The 15,627-nt window shown below is 37.0% G+C and carries 9 protein-coding genes; all 9 read right to left on the bottom strand.

What is annotated here, in order from left to right; translation table 11 throughout:
• The 9 genes from BFL47_RS07985 to BFL47_RS07945 all read right to left on the bottom strand — a co-directional run bounded on the left by BFL47_RS07985 (position 1) and on the right by BFL47_RS07945 (position 14,988).
• A complete protein-coding gene (locus tag BFL47_RS07985) occupies positions 1 to 1,365 on the bottom strand; it encodes a glucoamylase family protein (protein ID WP_069659285.1) in 1,365 nt (454 codons plus the stop codon).
• Between the two features lie 6 nt (positions 1,366 to 1,371).
• Complete coding sequence (locus BFL47_RS07980) at positions 1,372 to 3,051, bottom strand: glucoamylase family protein (RefSeq protein WP_245681326.1); 1,680 nt, start codon at positions 3,049 to 3,051, stop codon at positions 1,372 to 1,374.
• A gap of 8 nt (positions 3,052 to 3,059) precedes the next feature.
• Positions 3,060 to 3,965, bottom strand: coding sequence for a LamG-like jellyroll fold domain-containing protein (locus tag BFL47_RS07975; RefSeq protein ID WP_069659283.1), 906 nt, complete (start codon positions 3,963 to 3,965; stop codon positions 3,060 to 3,062).
• Positions 3,966 to 3,990: 25 nt separating this feature from the next.
• Positions 3,991 to 5,535 (bottom strand): RagB/SusD family nutrient uptake outer membrane protein, encoded by a 1,545-nt coding sequence (locus BFL47_RS07970; RefSeq protein ID WP_069659282.1) that lies wholly within the window; start codon positions 5,533 to 5,535, stop codon positions 3,991 to 3,993.
• 17 nt (positions 5,536 to 5,552) lie between these two features.
• The gene (locus BFL47_RS07965) at positions 5,553 to 8,585 is read right to left on the bottom strand and encodes a SusC/RagA family TonB-linked outer membrane protein (RefSeq protein ID WP_069659281.1); all 3,033 of its coding nucleotides are present in this window, start codon (positions 8,583 to 8,585) and stop codon (positions 5,553 to 5,555) included.
• A gap of 251 nt (positions 8,586 to 8,836) precedes the next feature.
• Complete coding sequence (locus tag BFL47_RS07960; protein ID WP_069659280.1) at positions 8,837 to 11,737, bottom strand: ligand-binding sensor domain-containing protein; 2,901 nt, start codon at positions 11,735 to 11,737, stop codon at positions 8,837 to 8,839.
• Between the two features lie 37 nt (positions 11,738 to 11,774).
• Positions 11,775 to 12,146, bottom strand: coding sequence for a DMT family protein (locus tag BFL47_RS07955; RefSeq protein ID WP_069659279.1), 372 nt, complete (start codon positions 12,144 to 12,146; stop codon positions 11,775 to 11,777).
• Between the two features lie 77 nt (positions 12,147 to 12,223).
• Positions 12,224 to 13,204: an oxygen-dependent tRNA uridine(34) hydroxylase TrhO gene (trhO, locus tag BFL47_RS07950; RefSeq protein ID WP_069659278.1), complete on the bottom strand. Its 981-nt coding sequence runs from the start codon at positions 13,202 to 13,204 to the stop codon at positions 12,224 to 12,226.
• Positions 13,205 to 13,260: 56 nt separating this feature from the next.
• Positions 13,261 to 14,988 carry a S8 family peptidase gene (locus BFL47_RS07945; protein ID WP_069659277.1) on the bottom strand — a complete coding sequence of 576 codons (1,728 nt, stop codon included), beginning with the start codon at positions 14,986 to 14,988 and terminating at the stop codon, positions 13,261 to 13,263.
• Positions 14,989 to 15,627 lie beyond the last annotated feature (639 nt).

Genomic DNA, 15,627 nt, shown 5'->3' with positions numbered 1-15,627 from the left:
TTATAGTTTTAAATAGGGGCTTTCAAAGCCTAATTTCTTCAAGCCACTTTGTACCGCTGTATTACTCATAAACAACTTCCATAACAATCCAGACCTTCCGTTTTCAATCATCACAATTTCGGGACCCTGATCAATTGCCAGATAACGTTTTGGATACCAGTTATCCGTTTCACTAAAAGCATCATAAAATCCATATTTACCCCACACCTGATCACCCAGGTCCTGATATAAGTGACGAATGACTTGCATAGAATAAGTTGGTGTGTAGGGATAAGAGGATAAAGCCGCTGTTGGAGAGATCACTCCCAAATCATTATCAGGCGTATGTGCGCTATAGCCTTTTACAGAGTAACTGGCCGACAGTCCCCAGGTATTCTCCCCATATCCTTTAAAGCCTTTTGGATTTTCAAGCGCATGCTTTCTGTGAATAAGTGTCTGGTTTTTATTAAGCTGCCAATAATCGGCATAACGATCCTTTAAGCCTTTTGGATTTAAGCCCAGATATGAGTAATGCGCCCAAAAAAGTGGCCCCACATGTCCCTCGACTCCATTATAATTCAAAAACACTTTGTATCCTAATTGTTCCCCATCTGATTTGATTGCACCCTTTTTAGCCCAACCCTCGTGATATACTGCCGCAGGTACCCCATATGTAGGAGATGAGGCTGCCAAGACATACATAATCAGGCATTCATTATAGCCTGATACAGGAAAATTCATTGCCCACTGATATTTAGGACTCCAATGCCAGTAGAGTACGTTCTGGTTTCCATTACGGTACCAGCTCCAATCTATTTCTTTCCAAAGGTTTTCTGTATCTTTTGAAAGTTGCTGCTCTTGGACATTCCCATCTTTAAAATACTGACTCACACAAATAAGACCCTGAGCCATAAAAGCAGTTTCTACCAAATCGCCACCATCATCTTTAATACCAAAGGGTTTTACTTTACCAGTAGGACCATATAGCCAATGCGGCCAGGCTCCATGAAAACGATCTGCTTTGGAAAGAAAGTTTACAATTTTCCTGAGCCTTTCAGCCCCTTGCTGTCTGGTAATGAATCTACGTTCTATGCCCACTAAAATTGCCATTATACCGAACCCTCCCCCACCAATAGTGACTACATCCTGGTCATGTTCAGGATAGTCGCCATCCATGTGAATGCGCTCTCTGGCTAAACCTGATACTGGCTCAGCACCTTCCCAGAAATAATTAAAGGTCCTTTTTTGAACTAGGGTAAGTAAGGAATCATCACTTAGCGTATCTTTTAAAGATGGAGCAGAAGTAGAATTTTCTCTATGTCCTACACAACTATTTAAAAAGAGGATTAAGATAAAAAGCATACATAGAGACAGTAATTTATTCATGTTATATTATAAATTAGGACTACTAAAGCCCAGTGTTTTCATTCCGGTTTTCACTTCAGGACAACTCATAAATAAGTTCCATAAGAGTTTACTCCTATGATTTTCAATCATGATAATAATGGGTCCCTGATCAATTGCCAGATATGAACTCGCGAACCATGGCTCATATAACGAGAATGCATCTATAAAACCATAATCTTTCCAAAGCTTATCTCCCAGTTTATAATAGAAAAAATTCAATGCTTTCATGGATTCAACAGGAGTATAAGGAAATGAAGATAAAGCCGCTGTTGGAGAAATAACGCCATTATCATTATTGGGTTCATGAGCCAGATACCCATTAATATCATCACTAGCGGTTAAACCCCAACAATCGCCACTATAACCATAAAACTTTTTAGGATTAGCAACACAATATTTATAATTTATTAAACTATGCGCCTTAGTTTGAATCTCATAATCAGCGTAAGCATCCTTTAAACCATTAGGATTTATTCCAAGAAAAGAATAATGCGAAAAGAACAATGGACCTCCATTAGCCGGACCTAAAGGCAACTGCACTCCATAATAAAGATTACCATTTCGAATAGATCCATTGTTTGCCCAGCCATTATCGTAAACACTTTTAGGTATAGGATAAGTAGTTGAAGATGCAGCAAGGACATAAGTAATTAAACCCTCATTCCATCCTTTAATAGGCATATTCATTTCCCACTGAAAATCAGGACTCCAATGCCAGTATAACACATTCTCATTATTCTTCCTGAACCAGCTCCATTCCACTGTATTCCATATGGCGTTAATATCATCACGAAGGACAGTTTCATTGGAATTTGCATTAGAAAAATACTGACGAGCGGTTAATAATCCCTGCATTAAAAATGAGGTTTCTACCAAATCAGCACCATTATCTTTTGCACTAAAAGGCTGAACCTGGCCAGTTGTACCATTTAACCAATGCGGATATGCTCCATGAAACCTTTGCGCCTTATTTTTAAGAAAAGCGACGATTTTTTGCATCCTGGCTAAACCTTCCTCTCTTGTAATGAAGCCCCGGTGAATACCTGTCACAATTGCCATAACACCAAAACCAGAACCACCCAAAGTCACTGTCTCTCCTGATGTAATCCTTTCCCTTGCCAACCCACTAACAGGATGTGCAAAGTCCCAGAAATACTTAAACGTTTGACGTTGTACCAGGTTAAACAAGTCCTCTTCCGGTATTCTTTGGAATTTATCGGCTGAGTCTAGTCCTGTAGTTAAACTAACGGTAATACTTTTATTTAAGCTAATCTTCGTTGCCGACTTTAAACTTCCGGATATCACAACTTTATAGTTACTAAATGAACCCAGACTCGAAGCAGGCTTAAGAACTATAGCAGTGTTATCATTTTCATAAGTCGCGCTATAATTAATCGCCTCACCTGAACTTTGATTAAATAACAGGTTCTCTTGAACTGAAGCGATATCTATTGGATCAGAAAAAAAAAGTTTAATCGAAGGGCTAGTACCTACCTCATTGAAAAATAAAGAGCTATCCGATATTCCGTTAACGGTAGCAGAAACAAAAGTAAAAGGATCAACTACAGGTAAAGCATCTTCGCTACTGTTTTTACTGCAACCAAACAAGAATAACAACATACAGCAAGCAGAGATGATGGAATATCGCATAGCTATTTTAGACATATATATGATCACCTACCCTGTCGTTCTAATTGGTACAAAGCAGATACTTCCTGAGAGCTCAAAGCTGTTTTATAGATTCGCATTTCATCAAGCATTCCGGTGTAATTGAGCATCCATGGCTCTAATCCATTAAAGGGAGCGCCAAGACTATTCTGAAATGCACCAATAACAAATTTTGTAGCATCTTTAAAGGCCAGTGGGCCTAGACCAGCATCTCCAACACCACTTTTCCGATTTGCATCAGCTGCTGGTAAAGCTATAGCCTGACCATTGGCATACATAGCTACTTTTGAAGTTTGTGCATCATAGGTATACGTTACTTGTCGCCATGCTCCATACATATTGTCAGGCCTTAGAGTCTCAGCAGGGTCAACCCAATTTTCAGTATTAGGGATTGCCGGTGTAGCATTTTTTTCAAAATGAAGCTTTATTTGCATCTTATTAGTGGTGGAGGTGTTCCCTTCAACAATAACAAAGAAATTGGCCCAAAACGAACCATCTGCTTTAGCAAGAGCAAAAATCCCTTGGGCTCCACCATCATGTTTCGCAGTATACATCCAAAAGGATACAGTAAAACTTGTCAATCCTGCAATTGTACCAGGATTGTCGTATGAAATGAAAGCATTTGCACTTCCCTTGTAAGCCTGGCCTTTTCTACCATCAACAAATGTTCCTACGCCGTTTAATTTACCGCCGGTAACATTACCTTTTGAATCGGCTATATTACCATCAAAATTCCAATAGGCTACTAAATTGTCCGGCGATACTTCATCAGAAGTACTCCACTCTCCTATTGAAGGACCCTCACCTGGAGTAAAAACATCATCTTTCTCAGGTTGAGTGCATTGTGTAAATAGTATACTTGTTAATATCGCCATTACGATGACTGATATTGATTTATAATTAGGTTTCATATAATATCGATATAATGGTTAGTAATTAATATCCTGGATTTTGAGTAAGTCGTCCAGCGCTTAGATCACGTTGAGCCTGTGGAATAGGAAACAACTCGTTTTTTCCATCAACAAAGGCTTTACCTTTTGCTCTAAGAACTGTTCCTGCACGTCCTTGTCTAACCAAATCAAAAAAGCGATCCTGTTCCATTGCTAATTCAACTCGTCTTTCATTCCAGATATTCGCTACAGTGCCCGCAACTGTCACTAGTCCTGCTCTATTCCTTACTAATTTCAACTTGGCTTCTGCTTCCCCACTATTTCCTAAATTAGCTTGTGCTTCAGCATACATCAACAGAACATCCGCGTAGCGCATCAGCCTAATGTTTTTAGGTTTACTGTCTTTATTATTACTAACCTGAGGCGATTCTTTTAAGGAGCTATGAAAAGCTTTATAGTTATAGCGTTCATTTTCAACAGAATCCTGCGTTGGTATGCGGAATCCATCCCATAGCACAGTTCCGACGTTTAAAGGGTTACCGCCGTCTTTATGTATAACCGTAGGGTTTATAAAAATAATACTTGCCGCTCTTCTCTTATCATTAGCTTCGTATGCATTAGCCAAGTCGGAACTTGGGGTATTGATACCAAAACCTAAGTCATTCCATCCTCCTTTTGAACGAGGACCCTGACCATTGCTATATAAAAGACTAACTGCATTTTCACCTAAATTTATACCTGTTTGAACTTCAAAGATAGATTCCACATTATTATTTCCTCCATCATTTCCAACTGCATTTTCCCTAAAGATCAAACTATAATCATTTACCAGATTATATCTACCTGAATTAATAACAGCTGTAGTATTTTCCAATACTTTTGCCCAATTTTTCTGGTACATATAAACTTTAGCCAAATAACTTTGTGCAGCTCCTTTAGTAGCGCGACCTACTTCTGTGCTTCCCTTTTCAGGAAGATTATCTGCTGCAAACTGCAAGTCATCTAAGATTACTTGGTAAATTTCCTCTTTTGTGGACCTGGTTTGAAATTCATCACTGTTTCCTTCCGAAGGATCAGGAGTACGAATTACCTTTGGTACACCACCGAAACATCTTACCATGTTAAAATAATAGATGCCTCTTAAAAAACGCACTTCGCCTATCAAAGTATTTTTTACACCCTCGTCAAATGTACTTTGAGTTAAAACATCAATAGCCTTATTTGCCCTGTTAATTGCACTATAATGCCCTTGCCAGATGTTATTCAATACAAAATTGTTGGCCGTTACTGTAAAATTATCAATCTCACCACCTGCACTAAAATCAGATGGAGAACTTCCTTTATCTGTATCATCAGAAGCCATGTCATTTAAACATTCAAAGAGAAATCCGACCGTTGTATTATCAAATCCGCCGAAATATAAAGTGCTGTAGACTCCTCCAACTAATTGATTAGCGGCATTTGGATCTTTCAATACCTGATCTTCCGTTAATTGTCCCTGGGGACTAACCTCAAGGAAGTCCTTACTGCATCCAGATAAAACAATTAATCCTGCAGTTATACAAGTTATGATATATTTATTCGTTTTCATTTTTGTTCCGCTTAAAATTATAAACCTATATTGACCCCAAAAGTGAAGGTCCTGGTAGTAGGATAAATACTTGATTCAATTCCTGCAGTAGTAGCTCTATCACTAGTTATTTCTGGAGTAAACCCACTATAACCTGTTATGGTAGCCAAATTTTGAGCAGCCACATAAATTCGAAGACGCTCTATACTAAACTTGGATAAGGTCGCTTTAGGAATAGTAAATCCCAGTGTTAAATTATTTATCCGGAAGAAATCTCCTTTTTCCAAAAAATAGCTAGATGCTGGAAGCTGACTCAGAGTAGCACGTGGCTCACTTTTGCTTGGTCTGTCTGGTGTCCATCGGTTATTAACTACATCTGTTTCCAAATTATCTCTTTGATCATTTCGGGATGCCTTCTTTCCATTGTAGATTTTTCCACCTGTAGTACCGTAGGTGCTGATTCCTAAATCAAACTCTTTAAAGGTTACATTTCCATTTATACCAAAAGTATATTTTGGTTGGTAGGAGCCCATAAAAGTTCTATCTGATTCATTTATAATTCCATCAGGTGTTCCATCCGGACCACTCAAATCTTTATATCTTAAATCTCCAGGCAATGCATCCTTTTGGGCTGAAGCTGCAATTTCATCCACGTTTTGAAAAATTCCATCGGCCTCATAAATGAAAAAACTTCCTATAGGCTGACCGTTATCAGATTTGGTCACATTTCCTTGATTTCCACCGGTGTTTCCATCTACTAAAGCCTGACCTCCATTTAATCGTGTAACTGCATTTTTATTATAAGCCACGTTTCCACCGATATTGTAACTCCAATCGTCATTAACTTTATCTGTCCAGTTCAAAGCAAACTCAGCACCTTTATTCGTGAAATTCGATGCATTAGTGGTATATAATCCATCAATATCACCCAGAATCGCTGGAATTCGAATATCAATAAGCGCGTCTCTTGTTGTTTTGGAATAATAATCCAATTCACCATTTAATCGATTATTAAAAAAACCAAAATCAAGTCCGAGATCATACTCCTCGGTAGTTTCCCATTTTACATTCTTATCTGGTAACTGATTAAAAGCAATTCCAGAATATTCGACATTGTTGTAGAAGTAAGGGATGTTGATCGCAGCAATTGGGAAATACACATTTGTAGCAATCTGATCATTCCCAACCCTACCCCAACTTCCTCGGATCTTAAGGGTGGTAAATGTCTTTTGACCCTTCATGAAATCTTCTTCCGCAATATTCCAACCAAGCCCTACAGATGGAAAGTAGCCCCAACGATTCTGTGTAGGAAACCTTGAAGTACCATCTGCCCTGAATGTAGCAGTCAGTAAATATTTGTTATCATAAGCATAGTTCAATCTGCTTATATATGAATTCCGGGTCCATTTATCACCTGTATTATCGTTAGTAGCTCCTTTGGTAGATCCAATACCTAAATACCATTGATCTTTATTTTCAGGAACATTCACACGTTTACCAGTTAATCCATTAAACTTATATTGCTCTGAAGTTATACCAGCTAAGATATTGAAGCTGTGCTTATCAAGTACCTTTGCAAATGTCGCTGTGTTATCCCAAACCCATTTTGTTGCATTATTTTGGGAAACGGTCAAATCACTTTTATCACGAAGTTGATTTCCACCTTCTGTAAGAAATATGCTGTTTGCGCCTACATTGTTAAATTGATATCCATAGTTTGTACTTTTAAGAAAATCTAGATCGACACCAAAGCTTGAACGAAGAGTTAACCACGACACCGGTTTAACATCTGCAGCAAACGACCCTTGTAACCTATTGCCTAAAACGGAATTGTCAGCCTTTTCCAGGTTTAATAATGGATTACCTACATTATTAGAAAGAGAGGTATTACCATACTTTTCACCTATTTTAGAAGCAATGTAAGGTGCTGCTCTATACGCTATATTAAACGCATTTAGATCAACAGTCCTATTATTAAGTCTGCTAAAAGAAATCAAAGAAGATAATTTGAGCCACTTTGCAGCATTATATTCGTTATTTGAACGTAATGTAAAACGGTTAAAATCATTGGTCTCAATAATTCCCTTATCAGATAAATAACCAGCACTTATGAAATAAGTCACATCATCTGTTCCTCCGGACAAAGATATATTATGATTCTGCTGTATCCCCTTCTTCAATATAGCGTCGTACCAATCCGTATTCGCACCCGATTGTAGTTGAGCGGCAGTAATAAGCTCATCTCCTGTACCGTAATATATACTAGCTTCGTTTAGATAACCAGCATATTGAGATGGACCAGCCATGTTGACTAAATGAGCCGCTTCCTTTATACCTGCTTGTCCATCATAGGCAATTACCATTTTACCGGTCTTTCCTTTTTTTGTGGTGATCAAAAGGACTCCATTTGCAGCTCTCATTCCATATATTGCAGTTGCTGAAGCATCCTTTAAAATATCCATTGACACGATATCCGCGTTGTTTATGTTCCTGATATCTTCTGTAAGAATTCCGTCAACTACATATAATGGGTTTGCTCCTGCCTTCATTGTTCCTGTTCCCCTGATACGGACAGTAGGCAAAGAATTAGGATCTCCTGAGCTAATAATCTGAACTCCAGCTATCTTACCCTGGATAGCCTGTGTTGCAGCAAGTACAGGCTGACTGGCGATATCAGCACCTTTAATCCTTGCAACAGAACCAGTAATATCACTTTTTCTTTGTGTACCATAACCTACAACAATCACCTCATCAAGTGCAGCTGAAGAAGTTTTCAATTTTACATTAAGAGTTGTTTGATTGTTTATTGGAATCTCTGTGGATACAAAGCCAATATAAGTAAATATTAAAATTCCATTTGAGGGCATATTAATTGTAAAGGCCCCGCTTACATCTGTTGATGTACCTTGTGTACTCCCTTTTAATTTAATGCTTACACCGATTAATGCCTCTCCATTAATAGCATCAGTTACTTTTCCTTTTACTGTAATACTTCCTTGAGCGAAAGCATTTCCTAAAATAAAAAAGAATACGAGAATACAACCTAACAGGTTAGTATATAATTTCCTCATAAAGTTTATAATTAGATTAATTGATATTTGGTTAACTACACAAAGATCAAATGATTGTGTGCAACAAAAAAATTAATTAACCTTCACTTTACTACATCAAAGCGAGGAAATCTCGTTTTAATTTAATTAAAATCATACGTTTAAATGAAATCAGAGCATAATTAATCAATTTTCTATACACATAGTGTACAAATAAAATACATCAATTATATACTTGAAATACATACCCTATGAGAGGTGTTGATGTAGTATTAAAGCTCTATGAAAAATTCCGACAGATTCTTATCATGATCAAGATTAAGTTTTTTCCTCAATCTATATCTTCTTATTTCAACGCCTCTTAATGAAATATTTAATAAAGAGGCAATCTCTTTACTGCTCATGTTCATTCGCAAGTAAGCACAAAGCTTCAGGTCATTAGGAACGAGATCAGGCGAATTAATTTTAAGCTTCTTAAAAAAATTCTCATGCGCTTCATTAAAACTATGCTCGAAAACATTCCAGTCCCGCTCGTCATTTATGCCCTCATCAATTACCTTTTGTATGCGTTTTAACTGGTCCTCCTTTAACACTTTTCCATGACTATCTTTCAAATGAATAAGCTCATCACTTATCTTTTGAAGCAATTCATTTTTATACACGATATTCATCGCCGAATTAGCAAGCTCCCGACTTTTACTCTCCAAATCGACCTGTAATTGCTCATTTTTTAGCTTAGCTATTTTTTGATCATTAGATATCAACTCTTGTTTTAAAAGTGCTTCCTTTTCCAGCTTTAGCTTACGATGAATCTCTTCCTGATGATTTCTAAGTTTCATGTAGTATAACCTCCTCAAAAACAAAAAGGCTGCTATATGTAGTAATATATAAAATATGATCGCCCAAGTGCTCAAATACCATGGAGGTAGAATTATAAATTCAAAAATAGCTGTGTCTGATATAATCTTCTCGTTAATGCGTGCTCTTACCTTAAAAACATAAGTTCCCTGACTTAGATTGGTAAATTCTTTTGATGCTTGAGGACTCCATTCAGACCAGCGCTTGGTATAACCCTCCAGCATGAATTGATAGCTTACTTTGGCCTGCCGATAATAAGGCAGAGCATAAGTAATCCTGATGTTATTTCTATTACTAGGTATTTCCACCTCACCATCCCTTCCATTCTCTGTTATTGAAAAGTTGCCATAGGTTATGTTCTCAACTTTTCTAATTAGCACCTTGGGAATTTTTAAAGGATCAGCTATCGGAATGGTATTACCATTATATATTGCAAAGCCATCATCCATACTAATTAAGTAAATGGAATTATTTATTTTACTAATATTTTCATAGTACTGCACCATTCGTCCATCCAAAACAGTAAAACGGCTTGAATCAACTGAAATCTTACCTGGCTCTTTAAAACTTGTCAATGCGACGCTGCCATGGTTTATAAACCAATATGACTTATCAGCAGCCGGTATAATTTTATTCGAAGATGCAAATGATCCCAAAATAGTATTGAGTTGACTATACTTATAAAACTTATTACTGATATCGTCATAGACGTAAAATCCAGCATCGGAAGAAAATACGATACGATTATCCAGGTTATAGACATTAATATGGTAACTTCCAGGAAGGCCATTTTTAACTCCATAATAATGACTCGAGACTACACTTTTAAGGTCACTACTTAATTGAAGCCGATACAGCCCTTTATAAGCATGTGCCACCCAAATTTGCCCTTTAGCATCTTGTTCAACATAGCGAGATGGTTCACCGAAACCACTTACACGATGAGAAAACACCCATTTTCCTTCACTAGTCTTTCGATATATAACTAGTCCTGTATATGTTCCCTGTATTAACATATCAGGATATAAATTCAACCTTTTTATTGTCCAGCCCCCATTAACTGAAGAAAGTCGCTTTAAACTCTCCCCAACAACAGCAAAAGTTCCTTCATTATGACCGCATACCAGTTGATCATCCAGTAAGGAAAGATCCCAAACTTGACCTTGTGAATTAGGAATGAACTTGAAGTTGAACGATTGAAATTTATCATTCTGATCGGCATTCAGATCACTATAAAAAAGACCTTGATTAGTACCTAAATATATTTTGTTCTTATAGATTATACTTGAATATACAGTACCTAAGTCTCCCTTTTTATCGAAGTAAAAATATAAAGGCGAATTCAGTTCTATTCGATCAATCCCATTATCAAGTCCTGCCCATAGATTTTGCTCATTATCTGAGTATAAACTTAGTACTGTATTATTCTGCAGTCCACTTGATTTGTTTATCTGCTGCACAATCTGTCCTGATTCATTCAGAATAACAATTCCATTAAGTATGGTACCAAAAGCAAAATAGCGGTCCATTAAAATCAGGCCATTATTTAGCTGAAAGGTTTTTAAAAACTGGTTAGCTTGATTGGACCATGGAATAATGGATTTTCCATCATAAATATATAAACCATTTTTAGCAGTACCAATTATGAATTTACTTTTCTGATAAGGCAGAATAGTTAAAATCCCGGTACCCCCCAAAATATGACTATTCGGAATAAGTTGAAGTATCTTTCCCTTTAATTCGAAAAGGCCAGTACCAATCACTTCCACAAAAAAACGATTTTTTACTTTAAATAAAAAGAGGAAAGGTTTGCTTGCTTTTACTACGCTAATCTTACCCTTTTCATATATAAATATACTTGCAAATGATTGAAATATTACTCTTTGCCCATCCACATAAATTTTCCATATCTCATCTTTAGGGATAGATTTGGAAGGAACAAGCGGAGTAAGGCTATTATATACCAGTTTACCACTCTTATTGTATGACCAGTAGCCAAATTCACCAAAAGCTCCAGCATATATTCTATCTTTCCCATCTGCAGCAACGGAGCGAACAATCAAATGATTAGGCATCCTGTACTGCTGCCAGTATCGCCCATCAAATGATAATAAACCCTCTGAATTACCATAATACATAATTCCGTTCTGATCTTTAGTAACAGACCAGTTTTGGTTGCCATACAAGTATTGTGCTTTTGTATAATTCTGAACATATGGAACACCCATACCTTTTATATCCGTTCCTAAGGCCAATTTGTTGATCAGCAAAAAGCAGGTAATCCACAAAAGTAAAATTCCAGCTCTTCTGAACATATTAATAATTGAGGTTTAAACGGTTATTATATATGGCTTACCATTTTTTAAAAATAAAGAAAACTGCAAGAATAATAAAAAAGAAACCAACAAGATGATTCCAGGCAATCTTTTCTGTCTTAAAGAAGAGCAATGAAAGGATCAAAAATATAGTTATGGATAGGGCTTCCTGAATAACCTTTAACTGCAATAGAGTAAACGGTCCTCCGTTATCTTTAAATCCAAATTTATTTGCGGGAACCTGAAATGTATATTCTGCAAATGCTATTCCCCAACTAATAAAAATTATAGCTGTTAAACCAAGGTTTTTACTCCAGTCCATCTCTTTAAATTTAAGATGTCCATACCAGGCAATAGTCATAAATATATTGGAGATGCTTAACATTGCAATTGTAAAGATTCCTTTCATATCTATTTATAAGATTTTTAAAATATTACCAGAGTGATTAGACCATACCGCATTTAAAAGCAAGGCTTGCAGCTGAATCAACTCTCAGCCGGAGGTAATACATTAGAATAATTCCCTTTTACTCTTTTATTTAGATTCACCTGCATAGGAATCTTCACATAATATCCAGTACCATCATAAAGGCGCTTTCTGGGATGAGCCTGACAAATTTCAGAACAACAACCATCCAATTCAACGCCACAGGCATCACATTGAGTAAAGTGCTCATTGCATTCCGGATTAGCGCAATTAATCATCTTAGCCGTTGTCTTTCCACAATTATAACAAGTAGAAATCACAACAGGATTAACCTTGTTGACATCAACAGCTACACGATTATCAAAAACATAACATTTACCTTCGAAATCTTCACCCCCTGCTTCCTTTCCATACTTAATTATACCACCATGCAATTGGTATACTTCAGGAAATCCTTCATGAAGAAGCAAGGCAGAGGCTTTTTCACATTTAATACCACCCGTACAGTAAGTAATAATCTTCTTATCCTTATACTGCGCAAGCTCATTAATCATGGCAGGAAAATCACGAAAATTAGCTATGTTCAGCGTAACTGCATTTTTAAATTTACCCAGAGCATGTTCATAATTGGATCGCACATCTAAAATAACCACATCGTCCCTATCCTTCATTTCCATGAACTCTTTAGGCTCTAAATGTATTCCGCTTTTCTCCTGAGGATTGATAATACCCGGATCACGCAGTCCGGAATGCACTATTTCTGACTTATATCGACAATGCATCTTAATAAAAGAAGGCTCCTCTACGTCGTCAATTTTAAATTCCGCAGAATCAAAAACAGGGTTAGCCTTCAAATGGTTCATATAGGCGTCACAGGATTCCTTTGTTCCTGATACAGTGCCATTCAAACCTTCATCGGCTACGATAATTCGCCCAACAAGTTTTAATGATTTACAAAATTCAAGATGATCGGTCGCAAATTGCCCGGCGTTCTCTATTGTCGTATAACAATAGTATAGTATGGTTTGATATTGTGTCATATGTTCATCGATACTGTTGCAAACAGCGTTAAATGCGATGCAAAGTTAAAAAATTATTATTTATGCTCAAGCTTTTCTGCTAATACAACTGCATTATAAGCATTTACAATGCCCCCTGAAACACATACTTCAGTAAAATCAACCCTTTTACTAGATCTTTCATCTTCCACTTTAACCTTTTGTTCCACTTTCACTGCCGACTTCATGATGATATCTTTTACTTGTATAGCAGTTAAAGAAGGAAAATAAGATCGTATTAAAGCTGCTACACCTGCAACTACCGGAGATGCCATGCTCGTACCATCATTCTCTTTATATTTAGATTTAGGAATCGTAGAATTAATTTTTACACCTGGAGCAAAGATATCTACAGTACGTTTTCCATAGTTAGAAAAGCTGGCCACTAAAGACCCATCGTTTTTCCACCCTGAAGCACCAACTTCAATCCAGTTTGCAGCCTTTGGAAATGTGTATTGAATAGTATCTTTTTCAATCTTCATAGGAGGCAGTGATCTCTGCCCCATGGGCCTCTGGTTACCGCTTTGCTGAGGAAGAGGAATACGAAGAGGCTTTGGAGCATTCCAAAAATTTGGATCCTCATCATCAGCATAAAAGCGATTAGGAAAATTATTGGTAACATCTGTATTCGCTCCCTCATTTCCTGCAGCATGCACCAAAAGCACATCTTTAGACGCTGCATAACGAACGGCACTATCCACCAGTTTTTTATCCCACGAATATGCCTTTCCAAAACTCATGTTGATCACTTTAGCACCATTATCAACGGCATAAATTATAGCATTAGCAACATCTTTATCACGCTCATCCCCATCAGGCACCGCTCTCACAGACATAATCCTTACATTGTCCGCTACTCCTTTTATCCCGATATTATTCGTCCGGTCCGCCCCGATAATACCAGCAACATGTGTACCATGCTCTGCATCCGGACCTGTTATATCATCATTACCATATTGATGCTCTTTCCCGTTAGTATACTTATCACCGATAGAATCACGCGGATCGTAATTCGCATTTAGATGATAATTAATCTCACTGGAGTAATAATGTAAAGCTTCTTCAATATCTTCTTTAACCTTATCAAAATCTGATTCCTTCCTCAATTCAGACTTAATAATTTTAAGTGCTTTAGATTCCTGTTCATTTTGAGCTTTGTAATTCTCGAAATCCTTAAGATCAGGTTTTTTCTTTCCTATGCGGACCAAGATCGTAGTCAAATATTTATCCAGCTTTAAATAATTTTCATACCCAAAACGAGCCATTTCAAGTTTGCCCATATAATCAGTCACCATTCTTTTATACAGATTAAACTCAGCACGCTCCTCTTTAGTCAGCGGAGTAGAATTAACTACAGCAGCATACCGATCTTCATACTTCCGAATCATTCTTAATACCTCCAGATTATCGTAACGAACAGTTGCTTTTGAAGATCCCAGAAAGTTCCATCCATGTACATCATCTGTAAAACCATTCTTATCATCATCTTTATTATTAGACGCAATCTCTTTCGGATTCACATACATCACGCGTTTTAAATCTTCATGATCACGCTGTACCCCTCCGTCAATAACTGCGACAATTACAGGAACACTTTTTTTACCTTTCAGTAATTCTGAATATGCTTTTTCTGTACTCACCCCAAATACTCCATCATTTTGAAGATCCAGGTTGAACCAATTAGGTTTAGGAGAGTCCTTTTTTTGAGCGATAACAGCAAATGGCAAAAATGCCGCTATTAGAAGTAATTTATTGAAGAAGTTCATTCAGAGTATTTACTTTTTAATTAATGTATTTTAACGCAATTTGACCATTTAAATTTCAGTCACCGCTACTTAATATTAGAGATTAATAACAAACAAACATTAGCGATCTCTACAAGTTTAATAAATCTTTTGGTTTAACGGCAAAGATGCGCATTGAAGATTGATTTAAAATATTCACCCTACCTACATCGTATTTAGAATGATATAAACTTAAATTACTAAGTTTAAACTGTCTTGTGATGAATAAAAGGCATCAGTACATGAATAAAATTTGTACCAGGCCGAACATTCCTGTCCATTTCTACAATCCCGGTACAATAATCCAGTTATGTGCCAAACCAGAAATGGGTTACTTCTTCCTTCCTGCCCAACCCGGTACCTGCGCTATAGACGTTTCTATCCGCTCCTGATCGAGGCCCTTATTTCTAAGCTGCTTCCGATTAAATCCATTCGTTTCCATTCCAGGATAATGGGTTTAATCTTTCTGTTGCCTAAATATAAAAAGCGGATCCGGAACGTACGATTATAGCATGTAATCTTCCTATATCTTCTTAAAAGAGGTAGGATAATGACTGATCCTGCTAAGCTAAACCAGTTTCAAAAACCATTAAACGCAAAAAAGCCCGGTAGTACTGAAAC

This window comes from Arcticibacter eurypsychrophilus (genome assembly GCF_001730525.1).
GTDB classification, from domain to species: Bacteria; Bacteroidota; Bacteroidia; order Sphingobacteriales; family Sphingobacteriaceae; genus Arcticibacter; species Arcticibacter eurypsychrophilus.
This window is presented reverse-complemented; position numbering and strand designations above follow the sequence as displayed.

Excerpts from the sequence above, each read along its gene's own strand:
- BFL47_RS07985 (WP_069659285.1), bottom strand. The coding sequence starts at position 1,365 with ATGAATAAATTACTGTCTCTATGTATGCTTTTTATCTTAATCCTCTTT.
- BFL47_RS07980 (WP_245681326.1), bottom strand. The coding sequence starts at position 3,051 with ATGTCTAAAATAGCTATGCGATATTCCATCATCTCTGCTTGCTGTATG.
- BFL47_RS07975 (WP_069659283.1), bottom strand. The coding sequence starts at position 3,965 with ATGAAACCTAATTATAAATCAATATCAGTCATCGTAATGGCGATATTA.
- BFL47_RS07970 (WP_069659282.1), bottom strand. The coding sequence starts at position 5,535 with ATGAAAACGAATAAATATATCATAACTTGTATAACTGCAGGATTAATT.
- BFL47_RS07965 (WP_069659281.1), bottom strand. The coding sequence starts at position 8,585 with ATGAGGAAATTATATACTAACCTGTTAGGTTGTATTCTCGTATTCTTT.
- BFL47_RS07960 (WP_069659280.1), bottom strand. The coding sequence starts at position 11,737 with ATGTTCAGAAGAGCTGGAATTTTACTTTTGTGGATTACCTGCTTTTTG.
- BFL47_RS07955 (WP_069659279.1), bottom strand. The coding sequence starts at position 12,146 with ATGAAAGGAATCTTTACAATTGCAATGTTAAGCATCTCCAATATATTT.
- trhO (WP_069659278.1), bottom strand. The coding sequence starts at position 13,204 with ATGACACAATATCAAACCATACTATACTATTGTTATACGACAATAGAG.
- BFL47_RS07945 (WP_069659277.1), bottom strand. The coding sequence starts at position 14,988 with ATGAACTTCTTCAATAAATTACTTCTAATAGCGGCATTTTTGCCATTT.